This window comes from Methylobacterium sp. 17Sr1-1, assembly GCF_003173775.1.
Classification (GTDB): Bacteria; Pseudomonadota; Alphaproteobacteria; order Rhizobiales; family Beijerinckiaceae; genus Methylobacterium.
The window spans coordinates 5,803,050-5,822,325 of the sequence record NZ_CP029552.1 but is presented as its reverse complement, the minus strand read 5'-3'; the positions used below and the strand labels follow the sequence as shown (position 1 = coordinate 5,822,325).

The following is a 19,276-nucleotide window of genomic DNA, read 5'->3' as shown; positions in this document are numbered from 1 at the left end:
ATGAAGCCAGAGCGTACCGCGTGCCGCCCCTGACCGACCTCGCCGCACGTGCCGGCTCCCTCGCCAAGTCCGTCACCGAGGCCACCCGTTCCCTGGCGGAGGCCTCCAACGACCTCCTGGTCCAGCCGACGGTGCGGCTCGGCGTGACCGGCCTCGCCCGCTCAGGGAAAACGGTGTTCACCACCGCTCTGGTGCACCAGCTCACCGGCCTCCACCCGCTGCCGGCGCTCCGCGCCTCGCAGGAGGGCCGCCTGCGCCGGGCCCGCCTGGTGCCGCAGCCCGACGACGCGGTGACGCGCTTCCCCTACGAGGACCATCTCGCGGCGCTGACCGACGCGCGCCGCTGGCCGCGCTCGACCGACCGGATCAGCCAGCTGCGCCTGGAGGTCGATTACGAGCGCAAGAGCGGCTGGCGCACCGGGCCGGCGAGCCTGATGGTCGACATCGTCGACTATCCGGGCGAGTGGCTGCTCGACTTGGCCCTCATCGAGCAGACCTACGAGGGCTGGTCGCGCGAGACGATCGCCGCGGCCCAGCGTCCCGGCCGCGCCGCGATGGCGGCCCCCTGGCTCGCCTCGCTGCGGGCGCTCGACCCGAACCAGCCCCTGGACGAGATCGTGGCCGAGCGGGCGAGCGAGGCGTTCAAGATCTACCTCGCCGCCGTGCGCTCCGGCCCCGAGGCGGTGGCGACGACGCCGCCGGGCCGGTTCCTGATGCCCGGCGACCTCGCGGGCTCGCCGGCCCTGACCTTCGCGCCGCTGATCCTGGACGGCCCGGTCAATCCCGACAGCTTGGGCGGGCTGATGCAGCGCCGCTTCGAGGCCTACAAGCATCGGGTGGTGACGCCGTTCTTCCGCGACCATTTCCAGCGCATCGACCGCCAGATCGTCCTCGTCGACGTGCTGGCCGCGGTCGATGCCGGGGCGGCGGCGCTCGCCGAGCTGGAGGAGGCCCTCGACCGGGTGCTGATGAGCCTCAGGGTCGGGCGCAACACCCTGCTGTCGCGGTTCTTCGCGCCGCGGGCCGACCGGATCCTGTTCGCCGCCACCAAGGCCGACCACCTCCACCATACGAGCCACGACCGGCTCGACGCGCTCCTGCGCCTCCTCGTCGCCCGCTCGCTGCGGCGCACGGAGGCTGCGGGCGCCCATGTCAGCACCCAGGCGCTCGCCTCGGTGCGCTCGACCCGCGAGACGGTGGTGCATGACGGGCCGAGCGCCTTCCGGGCGGTGGCCGGCACGCCGGAGGCGGGCGAGAGCATCGACGGCGAGACTTTCGACGGCGAGACCGAAGCGGCGATCTTCCCGGGCGAGCTGCCCGAGCGGCCGGAAGCCGTGCTGGAGGGTGCGGTGCCCCCGGGCTCCCTGCGCTTCCCGCGCTTCCGCCCGCCCCAGGTCTCCCGCGATGCGCTGGGCCGCCCGGGCCGCCTGCCGCAGATCCGCCTCGACCGCGCCCTGAACTTTTTGATCGGCGACCGCCTGGCCTGAGGGCTTCTCGATGACGAACACCCAGAAGCCCCGCGCCTTCCGCCTGCCGCCCGCCGGCGCCGAGACCGTCACCGCCGCACCGCCGCCCCCCGGTACCGAGACGGCGCTCGCCGACGGCGTGCGGGTGGTGGAGGAGCCGTTCGAGATCGTCGAGGCCGCCGACGGCGTGCCCGTCCCGGTGGCGCCGCGCTCCCGCGCGCCCTGGGCGACCTTGCTGCTCTCGGCGCTCGGCGGCCTGGCCTCGCTCGGCATCGGGCTTGCCATCGAGCGGCTGATCGCCGACCTGTTCACCGTCGCGCCCTGGCTCGGCATCGTGGCCCTGGTGCTGCTCGCGGTCGCCGTGGTGGCGCTCGCGGCGATCGTCTGGCGCGAGGTGGCGGGGGTGCTACGCGAGCGCCGCATCGAGGCCTTGCGCGAGGAGGCTCTCGACGCGCTCCGCTCCCGCGACCACAGCGCCGCCAAGGCGGTCGTGCGCCAGCTCTCCGGCCTCTACGCCGAGCGCCCGGCCTTGAGCGCCGCGCGGGCGCGGCTCGCCGCCCTCGACGACCAGATCCTCGACGTCGAGGACCGGATCGGCATCGCCGAGCAGGAGCTGCTGGCCTCTCTCGACCGCGCCGCCAAGGCGGCGGTGGCGGACGCGGCCAAGCAGGTCTCGGCGGTGACGGCCCTGAGCCCGCGGGCGATCGTCGATGTCGGCTTCGTGATCTTCGCGGCGGTGCGCCTCCTTCGCCGCATCGCCACCATCTATGGCGGACGGCCCGGCCTGTTCGGCTTCCTGCGCCTGGCGCGCGCCGCGCTCGCCCATCTCGCCGTCACCGGCAGCGTCGCGGTCGGCGACAGCCTGGTTCAGTCGGTGCTGGGCCTCGGGGTCGCCGCGCGGATCTCGGCGAAGCTCGGGGAGGGCGTGCTCAACGGGCTGATGACGGCGCGGTTCGGGCTGGCGGCCTTGGCGGTGTGCCGGCCGCTGCCGTTCACCCGGGAAGCGGCGCCACGGCTCGGCGACGTAGCCGGCGAGTTGATCCGCCGGGAGGAGGGCGGCGCCGCCTGAACTGGCCGTGATCGCCCCCGACTCGCTCCGATCTGGGAGGCGTCGCAGCGTCAACGGAATCTTCAATAAATGATTACTATCCTGTTCCCCATATCGGGGGACGCGGCGACATGCGGTATCTTACTGTCCGGAATGTGCTCGGAGCGGTCATATTGCTCTTCGGGGCGATCATCATCGTCTCATCTGCATATAATTTGAGTATTGCGTTCGAATCGAAACAGAAGGCGCATCTCACCTATCGCTACATCAAGCTCAGCCGGGCCATGCTGGAAAGTCTGGCGTGGTTTCGCAGCGAGCGCGGCTGGAGCATGACCGGCCTCGGCTTCGCGCCGGAGGCGAACCAGGTCTCGCGGCGCGTGGCACTGGAATCCCGCGGCCAGGCCGATCAGGCGCTGAGCGAGGCGGCGGCGGCTGTGCGGGCCATCGACGATCCGGCCCTCGTCGCTGCCATGGAGGATCTGGCGAAGGCCGCCGATTCGTGGCGGACGCTGCGCGGCCGGATCGACGCCGACCTCGACCGGCCCCTGGCCGGCCGAGACAAGGCCCTGTTCACCCAGCTGAACGAGGCCGGCGGGCGCGTGCTCAGCCTGATCGACGGGATGTCGACCCGGACCGACACCACCCTGAGGCAGCTCGACCCGGTGCTGGAAGCGACCATCGCCACGAAGGCGATCATCGGTTCCCTCCGGAGCCTGACCGGCCAGCAGCTGCTGACGATGAACATCCTCCTCTCCGGCGACCGGCTGCCCCTGCCGACGGACGGACCAGCCCTGCGCGCCCGGGAGACCCAGGTGCAGACGACCTGGGATCTGATCGGGACCCTGCTCACGACCAACCGCTCCGACCTGGTCCAGTCGGCCTATCGGACCGCCAACGCCGCGTATTTCGAGGGCTCTCTCGGCACGCAGCGGGCCGAGGCGGTGGCCAGCGTCGAGGCCGGGCGCAAGCCGAGCGTCGCCCTGATGGATGCGTGGCTCGAAAGCGCCGCCAGAAGCCAGACGGCGATCGCCGCGACCGCGCTCGCCCTGATGGACGCTGCGGCGGCGACCGCCGACACGGAGGTGGAGCGGGCCCGGCAGGCCTTCGCGGTGCATTGCACGCTCGCGGTCGCCGGTCTGCTCCTGACGCTCGTCGGGGCGGCGATCGCGCAGGTCTGGATCGCCGGCCGGATCCACGCCCTCGCGACGGCGACCCGGCGCATCGCGGAGGGCGATCTCGCCGTCGCCGTGCCGGGCGCGCATCACCGGGACGAGATCGGCGCCATGGCGGCCGCGCTCGAGGTTTTCCGCAACACCATGCAGCGCAGCCGCGCCCTGGAGCGCGAGACCGAGCAGGCCCGCCTCGCGGCCGAGGAGCAGCGGCGCGTCGGGATGCGTGCCGTCGCCGACGCCTTCGAGGAAGCGGTGGGCGCCGTCGTCGCCAAGGTCTCGGCCTCGGCCACCGCCCTCGAGGGCACCGCGCGGAGCATGACCGCGACCGCGACCGAGACCGCCGGCCAGTCGACCTCCGCGGCGTCCGCGGCGGAGCAGGCGGCCACCAACGTCGACACCGTGGCGGCGGCGGTCGAGGAACTCGGCTCCTCGGTCCAGGAGATCGGACGGCAGATCGTGGCCTCCTCCGATCTCGCCGGGCGGGCCGTGGCCGAGGCGGACCAGACCATGCGCCTGGTCCAGGAGATGACGCGCAACTCGACCAAGATCGGCGACATGGTCGGGATGATCGCGACCATCGCCTCGCAGACCAACCTCCTGGCCCTCAATGCGACGATCGAGGCGGCGAGGGCCGGGGAGGCGGGGCGCGGCTTCGCGGTGGTCGCCGCCGAGGTCAAGGAACTCGCCACCCAGACCGCGCGCGCGACCGACGAGATCAGCCAGCAGATCGGCCAGATCCAGGTCGTCACCGAGCAGGCGGTGGGGGCGATCACCGCGATCACGACCCGCATCGGCGAGATCAGCACGGTCACGGCGACGATCTCGGCGGCGGTCGAGGAACAGGGGGCGACGACGCAGGAGATCGTCCGCAACGTGGCGCAGGCCTCGGCCGGCACCCAGGAGGTCACCGGCAACGTGGCGGGTGTCGCCCTGGCGTCGGAGCGGACCGGGGCGGCCGCCCGGCAGGTGCTGGATTCGGCCTCCGACCTGTCGCGCGAATCCGAGCATCTCGGCACGGAGGTCGAGCGCTTCCTCGCGCGGGTGCGGGCGGCCTGAGGCGCGCCGGACCGAGACGCCGAGCATGCGGATCCCACCCTCGGCACCCATGGTGCCGAGGGTAGCTCGGCTCAGCGCAGCGGCAGCCCGACGTAATTCTCCGCGATCACCGTCTGCGCCGCCCGCGACCCGCGGATATAGGCGAGCTCCGCCACCTGCATCCGGCGGGCGAACGCGTCCATGTCGGGGAAGCGGTGGGTGAGGCCGGTGAACCACCAGCTGAAGCGCTCGGCCTTCCACACCCGGGCGAGCGCCCGGGCGGAGTAGCCGTCGAGGCCGGACGCGTCGCGGTCGGCGTAAAACAGGGCGAGCGCCTCGGCGAGCATCGCGACGTCGGAGACGGCGAGGTTCATGCCCTTGGCCCCCGTCGGCGGGACGATGTGGGCGGCGTCGCCGGCCAGGAAGAGGCGGCCGTGGCGCATGGGCTCGGCGACGAAGCTGCGCAAGGGCGCGATGCTCTTCTCGAAGGACGGGCCGCGGACCAGCCCGGCGGAGGCCGTCGGCCCCAGGCGGGTCTCGACCTCGTCCCAGAAGCGCTCGTCGGACCAGTCCTCGATCCGCTCGTCGAGGCCGACCTGGACGTAGTAGCGGCTGCGGGTCGGCGAGCGCATGCTGGCGAGGGCGAAGCCGCGGGCGTGGTTGGCGTAGATCAGCTCGTGGTTGACCGGCGGCACCTCGGCCAGGATGCCGAGCCACCCGAACGGATAGACCCGCTCGTAGACCTTCAGCACGTCGTCGGGAATCGACGCCCGCCCGACGCCGTGGAAGCCGTCGCAGGCCGCGACGAAGTCGCAGGCGAGGGTGTGGGCGACCCCGTCCTTGCGGTAGGCCACGCTCGGGCTGTTCCCGGTGAGGCCGTCGAGCCGCAGGTCCTCCGCCTCGAACACGATCTGGACGCCGCGGGGCCCGGCGGCGTCGAACAGGTCGCGCATCACCTCCTGCTGGCCGTAGACCGTCACCGCGGCGCCGGTCAGGGCCGCCATGTCGATCCGAAAGATCTCGCCGTCATAGGCGAGGTTGGTGCCGGTATGGGGCAGGCCCTCGGCCTTGAGCCGCGCGTCGAGGCCGAGCTGCTCCATCAGCGCGACGGTGCCCTGCTCCAGCACGCCGGCCCGCACCCGGCCCTCGACGTAGTCGCGGGTGCGCCGCTCCAGCACCACCGCGTCGATCCCGGCGCGGGCCATGAGGTGGGCGAGGAAGAGGCCGGCCGGGCCGGCGCCGATGATGGCGACCTTCGTGCGCATGCGCGTGTCCTTGAGCGTTTCCCGAACCGTGGCGCCACCGTCTCGGCGGTGGCTGCTGTGTGACGGAAAGGTGAACCGCGCCGGCCCGGTTGACGATGGACGGGGCGAGGGAAAAGTTGGATTTTTCGAAGCCCCGCCCGTCCCGCCAAGGCCCGCCCGCGATGCGCCGCGATCCCGTCCAAGCCCCTGCGGTGCCGCACTTCTTCCTCTACGGCGAGGCGCCGCGTGATGCCGACGACCGCTTCCTGCACCTGGAAGCCTTGGACGATCGCAGCCGCCCGAACCGCTGGACCATCCGCCCGCACGTCCATTCGAGCCTGCATCAGGTGCTGCTGATCGCCGAGGGCGGCGGGGAAATGCGGGCCGAGGCCGAGCTCTTCGCCTTCGCGGCGCCGTGCCTGCTGGCGGTCCCGGCCGGCACCGCCCACGGCTTCCGCTTCGCCGACGGCACGGCGGGGGCGGTGCTCACCCTCTCGGCGCGCTACCTGCGCGACCTGTGCGGGCGCGAACCGGAATTGTCGGCGCTCTTCGCCGGCCCCGCCGCGCTCGCCCTGCCGGAGCCGGGCCCGGTCGAGGAGGCCCTGGCCGAGCTCGCGCGAGAACTGGCCTGGGCGGCGCCGGGCCGGCGCGGCGCCGTCGAGGCGCACCTGTTGCTGCTCCTCGTCGCCGGCCTGCGCCGCCTCGCCGCCACCCGCGCGCCGCCGGCCCCGCCGGGCCCGCAGGCGCTGCTGACCGCGCGCTTCCGCGAACTCGTCGAGGCGCATCACCGCCGCGAGCGGCCGCTCGCGGCTTATGCCGACGATCTCGGGGTGACCGAGGCGCGGCTGCGCGCCGCCTGCCGGGCGGTGACGGGCGCGAGCCCCGGACGGATCGTCCGCGAACGCCGCCTGCTCGAGGCCAAGCGCAGCCTGCTCTATTCCGACCTCGGCATCGCCGAGATCGCCTACGGCCTCGGCTTCGCCGACCCGGCCTATTTCTCGCGCTTCTTCGCCAAGGGCACCGGCGAGTGCCCGCGCGCGTTTCGCGACAGGCGCGGCGCCGACAGGGGAGAGACGCGATGAGGCGAGACGACGGACTGACCCGCCAGGGCTTCCTCGGCGCGGCGCTGGCCGCGGCGGTCGGCGGCGGGGCGGCCGCGCAAGGGACCGGACAAGAGACCGGCCAAGCGGTTGGCCAAGCGGTCGGCCAAGCGACGCCGTTGCACCGGCGGCCGATCCCGTCGAGCGGCGAGACCCTGCCGGTGATCGGGCTCGGCACCTGGCGCGGCTTCGACGTGGGCGCCAAGCCCGCCGAGCGGGCGCCCCTGCGCGAGGTGGTGGCGACGCTGATCGGCCAGGGCGGCCGGGTGATCGATTCCTCGCCGATGTACGGCCACGCCGAGGGCGTCACCGGCGACCTCGTGGCGGAGTCGAAGGCCCGGGAGAAGATTTTTCTCGCCACCAAGGTCTGGACCAGCGGGCACGAGGCCGGGATCGCGCAGATGGAGCGCTCGTTCCGGCTCCTGCGCACCGAGCGCCTCGACCTGATGCAGATCCACAACCTGCTCGACTGGCGCACCCACCTGCCGACCTTGCGGGCCTGGAAGGCGGAGGGCCGGATCCGCCACATCGGCATCTCGCACTACACCGAGAGCGCCTACGATGCCGTCGAGGCGGTGTTGCGGGCCGAGCGGCTGGACGTCCTCCAGATCAACTACGCCCTTGACGACCGGGCGGCCGAGACCCGCCTGCTGCCGCTCGCGGCCGAGCGCGGCGTGGCGGTGCTGGTCAACCGGCCCTTCGGCGGCGGCGGGCTGCTGCGCCGCCTGGCCCATACGCCGCTGCCGGACTACGCGGCGGAGATCGGCTGCACCTCCTGGGCGGAGATCCTGCTGAAATTCGTGATCTCCCACCCGGCGGTGACCTGCGCCATCCCGGGCACCGCCGATGCCCGCCACATGGCGGCGAACCTGCGCGCCGGCACCGGCCCGCTGCCGGACGAGGCCCTGCGCCGCCGCATGGCGGCAACGATGCCGGGCTGAAAGCGAGCCGGTCGCTGGGAACGGCCAAGTCTTCGCTGAGCAAGTCACCGTGCAGCAAGTCGGCAGGCAAGCGCGGCCATAGCCCAGTCGATCGGCCGACAGGCGTGCTCTGCCGCGCCATATTGCTGCCGTTCTGCCTGTGTTAATGATCCCTCATCCACATCGCTTCTCGTCCAGCGCGCGACCGCGAAGGCTCGCGCAGCGGGCGGTTGCGGTCACGCCGCACCGATCCGCCACGCATCAAGAAGCGAGCCGGCCTCGTCCATCCGGCCGGGCTCGACCAATCATCGGGGGTCCCATGCTCAAGTCGTCCGTCGCCGCTCTCGTCCTGTGCGCCGCCCTGCCGGCCAGCCTGCTGCCGGCGGCCGCGGAAGGGCGGGGGTTCAACGGCACCTGGTCGGTGCAGCTCGTCACCGAATCGGGGATGTGCGACAGCCGCTACACCGTCTCGCTCGCGATCGCCGACGGCGACGTGCGGGTGGCCTCGACGGGCGAGGGCGGTGCGACGGTGAGCGGGCGCATCGGGTCGGACGGCCAGGTCGGCCTCACCGTCCGCCACGGCTCGACCAGCGGCGCCGCCTCGGGCCGGCTCCAGGCCAATTCCGGCTCCGGCACCTGGAACGTCTCCGCCCTCTGCTCCGGCCGCTGGACCGCGCAGCGCCGCACGGCCCGGGTCGCGCAGGCGGACTGACCGGATCGCTGCACGAAGCAGCGATCCCCATCCCCACCGGCCCCCTAACCCGCGGGCTTGGTGCCGGCGAACCTGGTGCCGGCAAACGTGGCGCCGGCGGATTTGGAACCGGCGCAGAACCGGCTCCAGTGCTGCGCGTGCACGGTGCTGATGATGCCGGAGGCCCAGACCAGCCGGCGATCAGGCATCAGCGGGGCGTTGTGGCTCTCCAGGTGGTAGGAGCCCCGCTGCGAGCCGCGCAGGATCTTCTTCAGGAAGCGGTGCCCCTCCGCCGTCGCCACCGCGGCGTAGAGGTCGAGCAGCCGCTCCGGGCTCTCGCCCGCCTCGGCGCAGAGCACCACGTCGTCCGGCTCGTATTTCGGATACATCGACAGGCCGGCAACCCGGAACGCGATGGTGCCGGGCGGCACCGGGAACGGCACCGTGATCCGGAAGAGGTCGCCGTCCGGCCCGGGCTGCTCGTCCCCGGTGTCGATCAAGCCGCCGGCGCTGATCAATCCCTTCACCCCCACCACCTGACCGACAACGTGGCCGCCCTCCTGGCCACCCTCCGCGAGCGGCTCCGGCGCCTCGTCGTCGCCGAACAGGAGCCCCTTGGCGGTGACCTCGACGCCGTCGCGGCGGAAGCGCGCGGCGTAGCGCTCGGCATCGTCCTGGCCGATGGTCCGGGTGCCGGCCTCGTGCGCCCGGTAGGTGCTCTCCGGCCAGGCATTCTGCAGGGCGGCGTCCCGCGCCGAGCGGTAGCCGGCGGCGATGCGCGCCTGGCGCAGCCGCTCCCCTTGCGCGGCCCGGACCCGGTTCTCTCCCGTCTGCATCACCTCAGAGAACTTTCCTAACACTTGAGGTATTGAGCAAAATCATTACATCATGTAGCTACTTCGGTCGCAAGGACGTTGGCCGTGATCGGGCAAGCATCGCTGTTCGCCTCCGCCCCCTCATGCATCCTACCCCAGCGGCAGCCTTGCGCCGTACCCCCTCGTTGCGGGAGCTCCCCGATGGTCCACCGTTTCCTCGCAGCCTGGAGCGGACCGCCCGACACGGCGGCCGCCTCGTGGCGCAACGTCGGGATGGAGACGGTCGATCCGGCCCGACGCCTCCTCAGTCGGCCCGGCGGCGAATCGCCGCAACGGGTGCGCGACGGACGGGAGATCCGTCGTGCCGGGGACGAAGGCGCTCGCGCGGCGGGCCGCGCCGGTGCAGGAGGGGCGCATGAAGGTTGCCCTGATCGTGCTTTGGACCCTCGCCGCGGGGGTCGGCCTGTTCCTGCTGGTGCGCGCCCGGATCGTGCGCGCGACCGAGGCGCTGACGCGGGAGGCCGCCCGCGAGCGGCTTCCTCCGCCCGACGCGCCGCCGGATCGCCCCGACGGGGCCTGACCGGCGCCCGGCAGCCGGGGAGGGCGGCGTGAGCGGGAAGAAGCGCCGCATCGCCCGCCGCCGCCGCGAAGCCCTGGCGCATGACCGCTCGCCGGCCGACCGCGCCGCCGAGATCCGGCGCCGGCGGCGCCGGCGGGTGCGGCCCGCCCGGGTCGTGCTGGCGGCCGACCGGGTCTGGCTCGTCGCCGAGACGAGGCCGCGCTGGGCCGCCCGCGCGGCCCGCGACTGCGAGGCCGCCGGCATCCCCACCTTCGAGCCGCGGGAGGAGGTCGAGCTGACCTCGCCCTCGGGTCGCCGCCGCACCGCCCGGGTGCCGCTCCTGCACCGCACGCTCTTCGTCGGATTGCGCGACGACGACGACCTCGCGCGGGTCGAGGGCCATCCGGGCATCGCCCACGTGCTCTTTCGCGACGGGCGTGCCGTCGTCATCGCGCCGTCCGTGCTCCAGGCCTTCGCCGACGCCATCATCGGGCATGGCGGCGGCGCGGAGGGCGGCGACGAGGAGGCGGTGACGGCGCTGCTGTTCGCGCTCGGCGACGACGTGCGGGTGACGGCCGGACCGCTCGCGGCTTTACGCGGCACGGTCGAGGGGACCGATCCGGCCCGCCGGCGCTACCGGGTCGCCCTGTCGCTGTTCGGGCGCGAGACCCCGGTGGTGCTCGACGAGGACCAGATCGCGCGGGACTGAGATTCCAAAAAAGTTGCGCCCCGCCGAATAGAACATTTGACGAACATCGGCGGGGCGGGTACAAGGGTTTCAGGTTATCCGGGTCTGCGGCCTGCCCTGCGAGGGAGGTGGCTGCTCGACTGCCCCGCCTTGCGGGGATGTGTCCCTGGACCCGGCCCACGGCATCACCGAGGCGAAGGGCGGCGCGTGCCCGACGGCCTTCGGCCGCCGGCAGCCACGGGCCGGCCTTAGCGCCTCCTATCTCCCGACGAGGCGACATGGCCAGCAGGCTCCCGACCCGGACGCAGGCGACAAGAGGGTTTTCGACACGGCGGGTCATCGACTGGGCGGGCATCGCGGCGGCCTACCGGGCCGATCCGGGGGCCGGACCGGCGATCGCGCGCCGCTTCGGTATCAGCCCGGCGACGCTCCGGCGCCGGGCACGGGCGGAGGGGTGGGCGCGCGACGCCCCAGTTCCGGACGAGGGCTCCACCGGCGACGCGCCGCCGAGCGCGGCCCTTCCGGGGCTCCCCCCTCCTGGGCTGACGTGCCCGGTCGACGTGCTCGGCGGCCACCGCATCGTGGTGGCGCAGGGCGCCGCCCTCACCCTGCGGCTCCTCGACGATCTCCAATCCGCCATCGCGGAGGAATCCGGGCCCGACGACGGCGCGGAGGAGAGCGGGCTGTCCCGCGCGGCGGCCCTGCAGAAGCGCGTCGCGGCGTTGCGCGACCTCGCCGCCGCGGCGCGGCTGTGGATCGCCCTGGAGCGGCAGGCCTGGGACCTCGACGGCAAGGGAGACGCGAAACACCGTGACGACACCGCGATCTCCGACACGGACGCCGCCATCCGCCTCCTCGACGAGGGGCAGCGGGCCCAGCTCCGGGCCATCGCCGAGCGCCTGTCCCACGCCCGGCCCCTCGATGCCGCGGACCTCATTGCCGCAGACCTGGCTGAACGACCCGCCGGCCCTGATCCGGGCGCTCGACCGGCTCGATAGCGAGGAGAGCCTGGCGGGCTTCGTGCGCCGGGCCTGGCCGGTGATCGAGCCGGGCAGTGCTTACGTGCATGGCTGGCACATCGACGCCGTCTGCGCCCATCTCGAGGCGGTGAGTGCCGGCACGATCACCCGGCTCCTGATCAACGTGCCCCCCGGCACGATGAAGAGCCTGCTCGCCGGGGTGTTCTGGCCGGCCTGGGAATGGGGACCGAAGAACCGCCCCGGCCTACGCACCGTCGCGGTCTCGCACACCGAGCGGCTGGCGCTCCGCGACAACCTGCGCACCCGGCGCCTGATCACCTCGCCCTGGTACCGGGCGCTCTGGGGCGACCGGGTGCGGCTGACCCGCGACCAGAACCGCAAGGGCCGGTTCGAGACCACTGCGACCGGCCTGCGCGAGGCGGTCTCGGCCGGCTCGATCACCGGCTCGCGCGGCGACCGGGTGATCCTCGACGACCCGATCTCGGTCGACGGCGCCAGTTCCGAGCGGGTGCGCGAGGGGGTCGCGCAGTGGTTCCTGGAGGCGGTGCCGACCCGCCTCAACGACCCCGTCCGCTCGGCGATCGTCGTCATCATGCAGCGGCTGCACGAACGCGACCTGTCGGGCGTGATCCTGGCGAAGACCCTCGGCTACGACCACCTGATGCTGCCGATGGAGTTCGAGCCGGAGCGCGCCTGCACCACCCGGATCGGCTTTACGGATCCCCGCCGGGAGGCGGGCGAGCTCCTCTTTCCGGCCCGCTTTCCCCGCGCGGCGGTGGAGTGCGACAAGGCCGCGATGGGCGAGTACGCGGCGGCCGGCCAGTATCAGCAGCGCCCGGCACCCCGGGACGGCGGCCTGTTCAAGCGCGGCTGGTTCACCCTCGTGCGGGCCGTCCCTGCCGGCTGCGCCACCGTCCGGGCCTGGGACCTTGCGGCGAGCGTGCCCAGAGGCGGACGGCAGCCGGACTACACCGCCGGCGTCAAGCTCGCCCGCGCTCCCGACGGGCATCTCTACGTCGTGGACGTGCGCCGCGACCGGCTCTCGGCCGGGGGCGTCGAGCGGCTGATCCTCGCCACCGCAGCGGAGGACGGGCCGTCCTGCCGGATCTCGCTGCCGCAGGATCCCGGACAGGCCGGCAAGGCGCAGGCGCAGTACCTCGTCGGGCGGCTCGCCGGCTACGACGTCAGGGCGTCGCCCGAGAGCGGCGACAAGGCGACCCGCGCCGCCCCGGTCTCGGCCCAGGCCGAGGCCGGCAACCTGCACCTCGTCGCCGGGCCCTGGAACGAGGCCTTCCTCGACGAGCTCTGCGCCTTCCCCAACGGCGCCTTCCTCGACCAGGTCGACGCCCTCTCGCGCGCCTTCGCGGCGCTGGCCCGGCCGGGATACGGCCTGCTCGGAGTCCTGTGATGTGGATCGCCGACCGCCTCGCCAACCTCGTCTCCGGCCTCAGCGGCCCGCGGGACAAGAGCACCGGCAACCTGCACATCCACGTGCCACGGGCCCGGGCGGAACTCGACGCCGCCTACCGGGACAACTGGCTCGCCCGCAAGGTCGTCGACATCGTGCCCTTCGACATGCTGCGCGAATGGCGCGCCTGGCAGGCGCCGCCGGAGGTCGCGGCGGCGCTGGCGGCGAGCGAGGAGCGCTTGTCCTTGCGCGACCGCCTGCTGCGGGCCCTGCGCCTGGCGCGCCTGCACGGTGGCGCCGCGATCCTGATCGGCGACGGGGCGCCGCACCCGAGCCTGCCGCTCGACCCCGGGACGGTCGGGCAGAGGGGCCTGCGCTACCTCCACGTCCTGCCCCGCGGCCAGATCCAGGCCGGCGCCCTCGAGCGCGACCCGCTCTCGCCCTGGTTCGGCGAGCCCCGAGGCTACACCATCGCCGGCGGGCAGGCGGTCCATCCCTCGCGGGTGGTGCGCCTCCTCGGCGCCGCCCTGCCGGACGACGCGGCCAGCGACGGCTGGGGCGACAGCGTGCTCCAGGCGCTCCTGGAGGCGATCGACCAGGCGACGGCCGCCGCCGCCCACATCGCCGCGATGCTGCCCGAGGCCAAGCAGGACGTGATCTCGGTGCCGGGCCTGTCGCAAGCCCTCTCGACCGAGGACGGCACCCGCCTTCTCACGGAGCGCTTCGCCTACGCGGCACGGATGAAGGGCCTGTTCGGCATGCTGCTGCTCGAAGGCGACGGCCGCTCGCCGGAGGGCGAGCGCTACCAGCAGAAGCAGCTCGACTTCTCGGGCCTGCCGGAGGTGGCGCGCCTCTTCCTCCAGGTCGCGGCGGGGGCCGCCGACATCCCGGTGACGCGGCTGCTCGGCCAGTCGCCCTCGGGCCTCAACGCCACCGGTGAATCCGACATCCGCAACTACCACGACCACGTCGCGGCCCGTCAGACCGTCGAGCTCACCCCGGCCATCGCCCGCCTCGACCAGCTCCTGGTCCGCGACGCGCTCGGCCGCGACGAGCCCTCGTTGCGCTACGCCTGGCGGCCGCTGGCGCAGGCGAGCGAGCGCGAGAAGGCGGAGGTCGGCCGCCTCAAGGCCGAGACCGCCGCGATGCTCGCCCGCGAGGGCGTGGTGCCCGCGGACGTCCTCTCCCGCGGCGTCGAGGGCTGGCTCTCCGCCGCCGACCTCTTCCCGGGCATCGCCGCGGCCTTCGGGCGGTCGGCGGGGTGAGGGCGGGTTTCCGAACTCCGACATCCTCCCGAGCGAGCCGCAACAGTCACATTGCCGAATAGCACGCTGGTCCCCCTCTCCCGTGTGGGAGAGGGGACAGGGGTGAGGGTGGAGACGGCGCCGAGTCAAGCTCCGACCGTTCCGCTGTCAGCACGGCATTCTGAGCTTTACACGGACACGTCACACCCTCACCCCTACCCCTCTCCCAGACGGGAGAGGGGATCCCGCGCAATTCTTGGCATAACTTCACTCGTGAGCTTCGTGCCGACCGCCGAGACGGGCGGATGCGCGCCATCCGGCGTGTGAACCGACGTGCCCGAGTAGGCGCGAGATCACCCCTCTCCCCACGCGAGACCATCCCCCATGCACCTCTTCGACCGGTTCAGCCTCGGCCCCGCGGCCGAGATCGCGGGCGCGCGCCCGCTCGGCAACGGCGCCCTGGTCGTGCAGGCGCGCGCCGCCCGCGCCGGCAACGTCCAGGTCTATCGCGGCGACGAGGTCGCCCGGCCGGATCTCGCCCAGGTCCGGATCTACCGCGACCCGGACGAGATCTTTCGCGAGGAGTCGCTGCGCAGCTTCGGCCACAAGCCCGTCACCCTCGACCACCCGCCCGGGGCGGTGACGCCCCGGACCTGGCGCGGGGTCGCCCGCGGCCATGTCGGCGACGAGGTGGTGCGCGACGGCGCTTTCGTGCGCATCCCGATGCTGCTCGCCGATTCCGCGGCGATCGCGGCGGTGCAGGCCGGGCGGCGCGAGGTCTCGGTCGGGTACACCTGCGACCTCGACTGGACCCCCGGCACCGCCCCGGACGGCGAGCCCTACGACGCGCGCCAGACCCGCATCGTCGTCGACCACGTCGCCATCGTGGCGCAGGGGCGCGCCGGGCCGGAATGCCGGATCGGCGACGCGGACCTGACCCGGCGCCTCGCCGCGGCCGAGGCGCGGGCCGACGCCGCGGAGACCGCTCTGGCCGAGCGCGATGGCGAGGTCGCGGCGCTCCGCGCCAGGGTGCCGGACACGGCCGCCCTCGACGCGCTGGCGGCCGAGCGCGGCGCCCTGATCGCCGACGCCCGCCGCATCCTCGGCGACGCCTTCGATCCCGCCGGCCTCGATCCCGAAGCGATCCGGCGCGCGGCGGTCGCCCGCACCCTCGGCGAGGCGGAGGCCGCCGCCATGAGCGCCGCCGCGATCGAGGGGGCCTTCCGGGTCGCCGCCGACCCGCGCCGCGCCGCCCCGCCCCACGCCCCGGACCCGCTGCGCGACGCCCTTCGCCACCGGACCGCCGACGCCCGCACGCCCGAGGCGGCCCATGCCGCCATGGTCGAGACCCTCCGCAACGCCTGGAAACCCGCAGGAGCCCGCTGATGCCCTCCGTCCAGACCAGCTACCCCGCCCGGCCCGCCGCCGCGTACGAGGGGATGGCCGCCGACCAGGATCCCGCCACGGTGATCAGCCGCACGGTCGAGACCCAGGACGGCATCGCCTTCGGGCGGGCCGCCTTCCAGGGCGCCCGCGACGACGGCATCGCCGCCTCGGGGGCGGTCTTCCGCGGCATCGTGCTCGCCGACCGGAACGCCCGGCCATCCCCGAGCGGCTCCGACCTCTTCGCCAAGAGCGAGACCGCGCCGGTGATGGTGCGCGGCACCGTCTGGGTCGTCACCGCGACGGCCGCGAGCGCCGGCAGCCCGGCCTACGTCACCGCCGCCGGCGCCGTCACGGCCACCGCCTCCGGCAACACCGCGATGCCCGGCGCCCTGTTCGACACCTCCGCCGCCGCCGGCGGCCTCGTCCGCCTGCGCCTGAACTGAAACGAGGCTCCGTCATGACCCGCACCTTCCTCGCCGACGCCCCCCGCGCGCTCGCCTTCCTGGTCAGCCAGCAGGCCTTCATCGAGCCCGCGGTCTACCGCAACCAGTACCCGGCGATCCGCTACCCGCGCCTCGTGCCGGTCGACACCGCGGCGCCCGAATGGGTGCCGACCGTGACCTACTTCTCGGTCGACCGGGTCGGCCAGGCGACCTGGGTCCACGGCGCGGCGACCGACGTGCCGAAGGTCGAGCTGCTGCGACGCCAGTACGAGACCGCCGTCGCCATGGCGGGGATCGGCTACGGCTACGACCTCGAGGAACTCGGCAAGGCCCAGCTCCTGGGCATGACCCTCGACGCCGACAAGGCCGACGCGGCCCGGCAGGCCTCCGAGGAGTTCATCGACCAGATCGCCTTGCAGGGCGACGCGGGGAAGGGCTTCTCCGGCCTCCTCAACCATCCGAGCGTGACCGTGGGCGGCGCCGCCGCCACCGGCACCGGCGGCAGCACCCTCTGGGCCCAGAAGACGGCCGAGCAGGTGCTCACCGACATCAACGGCCAGCTCATCGGCATCTTCACCGGCTCCAACACGGTCGAGATGGCCGACACCCTGCTCCTGCCCTACGACCAGATGCTGAGCCTCGGCCTGCGCCGCCTCGACCCGACGAGCCCGATCACGCTCCTCGACTGGATCCGGCGCCACAACGTCTACACCCTGGAGACGGGCCAGGACCTGACGGTCTTCGGCGTGCGCACCCTCGAGACCGCCGGCACTGGCGGCAGCGCCCGCATGGTCGCGTATCGCCGCGACCCCTCCGTGCTGAAGCTGTGGCTGCCGATGCCGTTCCGGTTCTTCCCGGCCTGGCAGACCGGCCCGTGGCGGTTCGAGGTGCCGGGTGCCTTCCGGCTCGGCGGCCTCGACATCCGCCGCCCCGCCGCCTGCCGCTACCTCGACGGCATATGACGGAGGCTGCGACCATGATGCGGGTGACGAACCACGCGGCCGGTCCCCGGCTGGTCTGGCCCAAGGGCGCGCGGGCGCCCCGGCTGCTCCTGCCCGGCGAGAGCGCGGTGCTGGTGCTGCCCGAGCGGCCGGACCCCTGCCTGTCCGCCTGGGAGGCGGCGGGCGAGGTGCGGGTCGAGGCGGAGCCCGGCCCGCTCCCCCTGGACCCGCGCCCCGAGCGACGCCGCGGGCGCCCGTCCTCCGGCGGGGAGGCGTGAGATGGCGGAGATCACTCCGGACGCCTTCCGGGCCCGCTTCCCGGCCTTTGCCGGCCTCCCCGACGCGGCGCTCGCCGGGGCGCTGGCGGAGGCGGCTCCGCGGATCGGGGCGGCCTGGCCGGCGGCGGATGCGGCCCTCGGGCGGATGCTGCATGCCGCCCACACCCTCACCCTCGACGGGCAGGGCGGGCCCGAGGCCGAGCTCGCCCGGGCGGGCGCCCTGGACCTCAAGGCGTTGCGCAGCGGCACGCTCCACCTGGAGCGCCGCGACCCGCCCGCCGAGGTCCTGCCGGGGACGCTCGGGCTCACCTCCTACGGGCGGCGCTTCCACGAGGTGATGCGCCGCAACAGCGTCGGCGTGGCGGTGGTGTGATGGGCCTCCTCGACGGACTCGGCCGCCATCTCGCGGGGGCTTTCGCCCCCCTCTTCGACGCCGCCACGCTGCACCGGGTGGGCCCGGACGGCGTCGCGGACGAGCCCGTCCGCGCCCGGCTCGACGGCGCCCGGGAGGCGTCCGAGGCGCCCGGGCTTCCGGGCCGGGTGGTACGGGCCATCGTGCTGACGCCGGGCTCCCCCCCGAACCCCGACGACGAGATCACCCTGGCGGGGATCCGCCACCGCATCGTCGCGGTGGAGACCGACCCCGCCGGCAGCCACGCCATCATCCAGGGACGACCCTTGTGACGCCAACAGCCGAGACCGGCCCGCTCCAGGCGCGGCTCGCGCGCCTCGCCCGCGCCGGCAGCGAAGCCGCGCGGGCCCGTGCACGGGAGGCCGCGCGCACGCTCGCGGCCGACATCCAGCAGGCACTGCCCGACGGGCGAGCCGAGGCGACGGAGACGCCCGCGGGCGCCGCCGTCGCGGTCGAGGCGCCGGGCCTGACCGCCCGGGAATTCGGCACCGCGACGCGGGCGGCCCGGCCGGTGATCGGACCGGCGGTCGCGCGCCTGACGGGGAGGGGGTGATGGCCGGCCTCGACCTCTCGCCCCAGCTCCTGCGGGCGGTGCGCGCCCGCCTCCTCGCCGATCCGGCCCTGCACCCGCTCGTCGGCGACCGGGTGCGCGAGGCGGCGAGCGCCCGGGAGGAATGGCCGTTCCTGCGCGTCGATCCGCCGGAGGTCAGCCCCTACGAGGCGCAAGGCTGGCGCGGCTGCGCCTGCCGGCTGACCGTCCACGCCTTCCTGCGCGGCGCCCGGACCTTGGGACCGGTGCAGGACCTGCTGGCCGCGGTCGCGGCCGCCCTCGACGAGGCCGACCTGGCGCTCACCCGCGGCGAGCTCCTGTGGCTCTCCCACGAGCGCAGCCTGGTCCTGCCGGAGCCCCTCGGGCCCGGCTCCTGGCACGGCGTCGCCCGCTTCGGCGCGGTGGCCGCCGAGACCGTCTGATTTCCGTCCTTCCGGAGCGAACCCGCCATGGCCCAGCCCACCACCCTGCCGTTCTCGGCGATCGCCGTGAAGCTCGAGAGCCCGACTAAGGCCGGCACCTTCGAGGCGCCCTGCGGCCTCACCGAGCGCGCGGCGCAGTTCACCAAGGAGACCAACAGCGCGGTCGTACCCGACTGCGCCAACGAGGACGCCGCGCCCTTCGTCGACCGGTTCGCGGTCTCGAAGTCGGTCGCGTTCTCCGGCAAGGGCGTGATGGCGCGCCAGAGCATCGCCCGCTGGCGCGCCGCCTACGAGTCGGACGCGCCGGTCAAGGCCCGGATCGAGGTGAGCGGCACCGGCGCGGAGGGCGGCGGCGCCTGGGAGGGCTTCTTCCACCTCACCAGCTTCGAGGTCGGCGCCGTGCGGGGCGAGCGCTGCACCGTGTCGGTGGCGCTGCAATCGACCGGGGCGGTGGCCTTCACCGCCGCCGCGTGA

The 19,276-nt window shown here is 73.9% G+C and carries 22 protein-coding genes; 20 read left to right on the top strand and 2 right to left on the bottom strand.

From position 1 onward, the window contains the following. The first annotated feature begins 20 nt into the window (after window positions 1-20). From DK412_RS26510 to DK412_RS26500, 3 genes are all read left to right on the top strand, one after another. Window positions 21-1,487, top strand: coding sequence for a YcjX family protein (locus DK412_RS26510; protein WP_109974411.1), 1,467 nt, complete (start codon window positions 21-23; stop codon window positions 1,485-1,487). A 10-nt stretch (window positions 1,488-1,497) separates the two neighbouring features. After that, on the top strand, window positions 1,498-2,535 hold the full coding sequence (locus DK412_RS26505; protein ID WP_109974410.1) for a TIGR01620 family protein: 1,038 nt from the start codon (window positions 1,498-1,500) through the stop codon (window positions 2,533-2,535). 194 nt (window positions 2,536-2,729) lie between these two features. Continuing rightward, window positions 2,730-4,742, top strand: a complete 2,013-nt coding sequence (locus DK412_RS26500; RefSeq protein ID WP_245447307.1) for a HAMP domain-containing methyl-accepting chemotaxis protein — start codon at window positions 2,730-2,732, stop codon at window positions 4,740-4,742. Between the two features lie 71 nt (window positions 4,743-4,813). Here DK412_RS26500 and pobA read toward each other — a convergent pair whose 3' ends face one another. Next, window positions 4,814-5,986, bottom strand: coding sequence for a 4-hydroxybenzoate 3-monooxygenase (pobA, locus tag DK412_RS26495; protein ID WP_109974408.1), 1,173 nt, complete (start codon window positions 5,984-5,986; stop codon window positions 4,814-4,816). A 161-nt stretch (window positions 5,987-6,147) separates the two neighbouring features. On the opposite strand from pobA, the gene DK412_RS26490 reads away from it, so the two are divergent. From DK412_RS26490 to DK412_RS26480, 3 genes are all read left to right on the top strand, one after another. Beyond that, complete coding sequence (locus tag DK412_RS26490) at window positions 6,148-7,047, top strand: helix-turn-helix domain-containing protein (protein ID WP_109974407.1); 900 nt, start codon at window positions 6,148-6,150, stop codon at window positions 7,045-7,047. Then, window positions 7,044-8,006, top strand: coding sequence for an aldo/keto reductase (locus tag DK412_RS26485; protein WP_109974406.1), 963 nt, complete (start codon window positions 7,044-7,046; stop codon window positions 8,004-8,006). The genes DK412_RS26490 and DK412_RS26485 overlap by 4 nt, the downstream gene beginning before the upstream one ends. 298 nt (window positions 8,007-8,304) lie before the next feature. Beyond that, window positions 8,305-8,697: a hypothetical protein gene (locus DK412_RS26480; RefSeq protein ID WP_109974405.1), complete on the top strand. Its 393-nt coding sequence runs from the start codon at window positions 8,305-8,307 to the stop codon at window positions 8,695-8,697. 44 nt (window positions 8,698-8,741) lie between these two features. Here the strand turns inward: DK412_RS26480 and DK412_RS26475 are convergent, their stop codons facing one another. Then, complete coding sequence (locus tag DK412_RS26475; protein ID WP_109974404.1) at window positions 8,742-9,512, bottom strand: S24 family peptidase; 771 nt, start codon at window positions 9,510-9,512, stop codon at window positions 8,742-8,744. 340 nt (window positions 9,513-9,852) lie between these two features. Between DK412_RS26475 and DK412_RS26470 the strand changes: the two genes are divergently transcribed. From DK412_RS26470 to DK412_RS26405, 14 genes are all read left to right on the top strand, one after another. Continuing rightward, the gene (locus DK412_RS26470; protein WP_109974403.1) at window positions 9,853-10,071 is read left to right on the top strand and encodes a hypothetical protein; all 219 of its coding nucleotides are present in this window, start codon (window positions 9,853-9,855) and stop codon (window positions 10,069-10,071) included. Between the two features lie 28 nt (window positions 10,072-10,099). Next, window positions 10,100-10,759, top strand: coding sequence for an antitermination protein NusG (locus tag DK412_RS26465; protein WP_109974402.1), 660 nt, complete (start codon window positions 10,100-10,102; stop codon window positions 10,757-10,759). A 257-nt stretch (window positions 10,760-11,016) separates the two neighbouring features. Continuing rightward, window positions 11,017-11,736, top strand: a complete 720-nt coding sequence (locus tag DK412_RS26460; RefSeq protein ID WP_204165446.1) for a hypothetical protein — start codon at window positions 11,017-11,019, stop codon at window positions 11,734-11,736. Beyond that, window positions 11,675-13,126: a phage terminase large subunit gene (gene terL, locus DK412_RS26455; protein WP_245447305.1), complete on the top strand. Its 1,452-nt coding sequence runs from the start codon at window positions 11,675-11,677 to the stop codon at window positions 13,124-13,126. The genes DK412_RS26460 and terL overlap by 62 nt, the downstream gene beginning before the upstream one ends. Continuing rightward, complete coding sequence (locus tag DK412_RS26450; RefSeq protein WP_109974401.1) at window positions 13,126-14,391, top strand: DUF1073 domain-containing protein; 1,266 nt, start codon at window positions 13,126-13,128, stop codon at window positions 14,389-14,391. The genes terL and DK412_RS26450 overlap by 1 nt, the downstream gene beginning before the upstream one ends. Before the next feature lie 363 nt (window positions 14,392-14,754). Next, window positions 14,755-15,756 carry a DUF2213 domain-containing protein gene (locus tag DK412_RS26445; RefSeq protein ID WP_109974400.1) on the top strand — a complete coding sequence of 334 codons (1,002 nt, stop codon included), beginning with the start codon at window positions 14,755-14,757 and terminating at the stop codon, window positions 15,754-15,756. Further along, entirely contained in the window at window positions 15,756-16,199 is a 444-nt protein-coding gene (locus tag DK412_RS26440; RefSeq protein WP_109974399.1) for a DUF2190 family protein, read from the top strand. Before DK412_RS26445 ends, DK412_RS26440 begins: the two co-directional genes overlap by 1 nt. A gap of 14 nt (window positions 16,200-16,213) precedes the next feature. Next, window positions 16,214-17,161 carry a major capsid family protein gene (locus DK412_RS26435; RefSeq protein WP_109974398.1) on the top strand — a complete coding sequence of 316 codons (948 nt, stop codon included), beginning with the start codon at window positions 16,214-16,216 and terminating at the stop codon, window positions 17,159-17,161. Window positions 17,162-17,175: 14 nt separating this feature from the next. Continuing rightward, window positions 17,176-17,418 carry a hypothetical protein gene (locus DK412_RS26430; protein ID WP_204165444.1) on the top strand — a complete coding sequence of 81 codons (243 nt, stop codon included), beginning with the start codon at window positions 17,176-17,178 and terminating at the stop codon, window positions 17,416-17,418. A 1-nt stretch (window position 17,419) separates the two neighbouring features. Further along, window positions 17,420-17,791: a DUF4054 domain-containing protein gene (locus DK412_RS26425; RefSeq protein WP_109974397.1), complete on the top strand. Its 372-nt coding sequence runs from the start codon at window positions 17,420-17,422 to the stop codon at window positions 17,789-17,791. Continuing rightward, on the top strand, window positions 17,791-18,102 hold the full coding sequence (locus DK412_RS26420; protein ID WP_109974396.1) for a hypothetical protein: 312 nt from the start codon (window positions 17,791-17,793) through the stop codon (window positions 18,100-18,102). The genes DK412_RS26425 and DK412_RS26420 overlap by 1 nt, the downstream gene beginning before the upstream one ends. After that, complete coding sequence (locus tag DK412_RS26415; protein ID WP_109974395.1) at window positions 18,099-18,383, top strand: hypothetical protein; 285 nt, start codon at window positions 18,099-18,101, stop codon at window positions 18,381-18,383. Before DK412_RS26420 ends, DK412_RS26415 begins: the two co-directional genes overlap by 4 nt. Continuing rightward, window positions 18,383-18,802: a DUF3168 domain-containing protein gene (locus tag DK412_RS26410; protein ID WP_093570153.1), complete on the top strand. Its 420-nt coding sequence runs from the start codon at window positions 18,383-18,385 to the stop codon at window positions 18,800-18,802. Before DK412_RS26415 ends, DK412_RS26410 begins: the two co-directional genes overlap by 1 nt. A gap of 27 nt (window positions 18,803-18,829) precedes the next feature. Next, complete coding sequence (locus tag DK412_RS26405; RefSeq protein ID WP_109974394.1) at window positions 18,830-19,276, top strand: phage tail tube protein; 447 nt, start codon at window positions 18,830-18,832, stop codon at window positions 19,274-19,276.

What these genes read in the sequence shown, in the direction of transcription:
- DK412_RS26480 (WP_109974405.1), top strand. Translation starts at nt 8,305, where the DNA reads ATGCTCAAGTCGTCCGTCGCCGCTCTCGTCCTGTGCGCCGCCCTGCCG.
- DK412_RS26450 (WP_109974401.1), top strand. Translation starts at nt 13,126, where the DNA reads ATGTGGATCGCCGACCGCCTCGCCAACCTCGTCTCCGGCCTCAGCGGC.
- DK412_RS26485 (WP_109974406.1), top strand. Translation starts at nt 7,044, where the DNA reads ATGAGGCGAGACGACGGACTGACCCGCCAGGGCTTCCTCGGCGCGGCG.
- DK412_RS26420 (WP_109974396.1), top strand. Translation starts at nt 17,791, where the DNA reads ATGGGCCTCCTCGACGGACTCGGCCGCCATCTCGCGGGGGCTTTCGCC.
- DK412_RS26440 (WP_109974399.1), top strand. Translation starts at nt 15,756, where the DNA reads ATGCCCTCCGTCCAGACCAGCTACCCCGCCCGGCCCGCCGCCGCGTAC.
- pobA (WP_109974408.1), bottom strand. Translation starts at nt 5,986, where the DNA reads ATGCGCACGAAGGTCGCCATCATCGGCGCCGGCCCGGCCGGCCTCTTC.
- DK412_RS26490 (WP_109974407.1), top strand. Translation starts at nt 6,148, where the DNA reads ATGCGCCGCGATCCCGTCCAAGCCCCTGCGGTGCCGCACTTCTTCCTC.
- DK412_RS26405 (WP_109974394.1), top strand. Translation starts at nt 18,830, where the DNA reads ATGGCCCAGCCCACCACCCTGCCGTTCTCGGCGATCGCCGTGAAGCTC.
- DK412_RS26445 (WP_109974400.1), top strand. Translation starts at nt 14,755, where the DNA reads ATGCACCTCTTCGACCGGTTCAGCCTCGGCCCCGCGGCCGAGATCGCG.
- DK412_RS26475 (WP_109974404.1), bottom strand. Translation starts at nt 9,512, where the DNA reads ATGCAGACGGGAGAGAACCGGGTCCGGGCCGCGCAAGGGGAGCGGCTG.
- DK412_RS26435 (WP_109974398.1), top strand. Translation starts at nt 16,214, where the DNA reads ATGACCCGCACCTTCCTCGCCGACGCCCCCCGCGCGCTCGCCTTCCTG.
- DK412_RS26460 (WP_204165446.1), top strand. Translation starts at nt 11,017, where the DNA reads ATGGCCAGCAGGCTCCCGACCCGGACGCAGGCGACAAGAGGGTTTTCG.
- DK412_RS26430 (WP_204165444.1), top strand. Translation starts at nt 17,176, where the DNA reads ATGATGCGGGTGACGAACCACGCGGCCGGTCCCCGGCTGGTCTGGCCC.
- DK412_RS26505 (WP_109974410.1), top strand. Translation starts at nt 1,498, where the DNA reads ATGACGAACACCCAGAAGCCCCGCGCCTTCCGCCTGCCGCCCGCCGGC.
- DK412_RS26410 (WP_093570153.1), top strand. Translation starts at nt 18,383, where the DNA reads ATGGCCGGCCTCGACCTCTCGCCCCAGCTCCTGCGGGCGGTGCGCGCC.
- DK412_RS26425 (WP_109974397.1), top strand. Translation starts at nt 17,420, where the DNA reads ATGGCGGAGATCACTCCGGACGCCTTCCGGGCCCGCTTCCCGGCCTTT.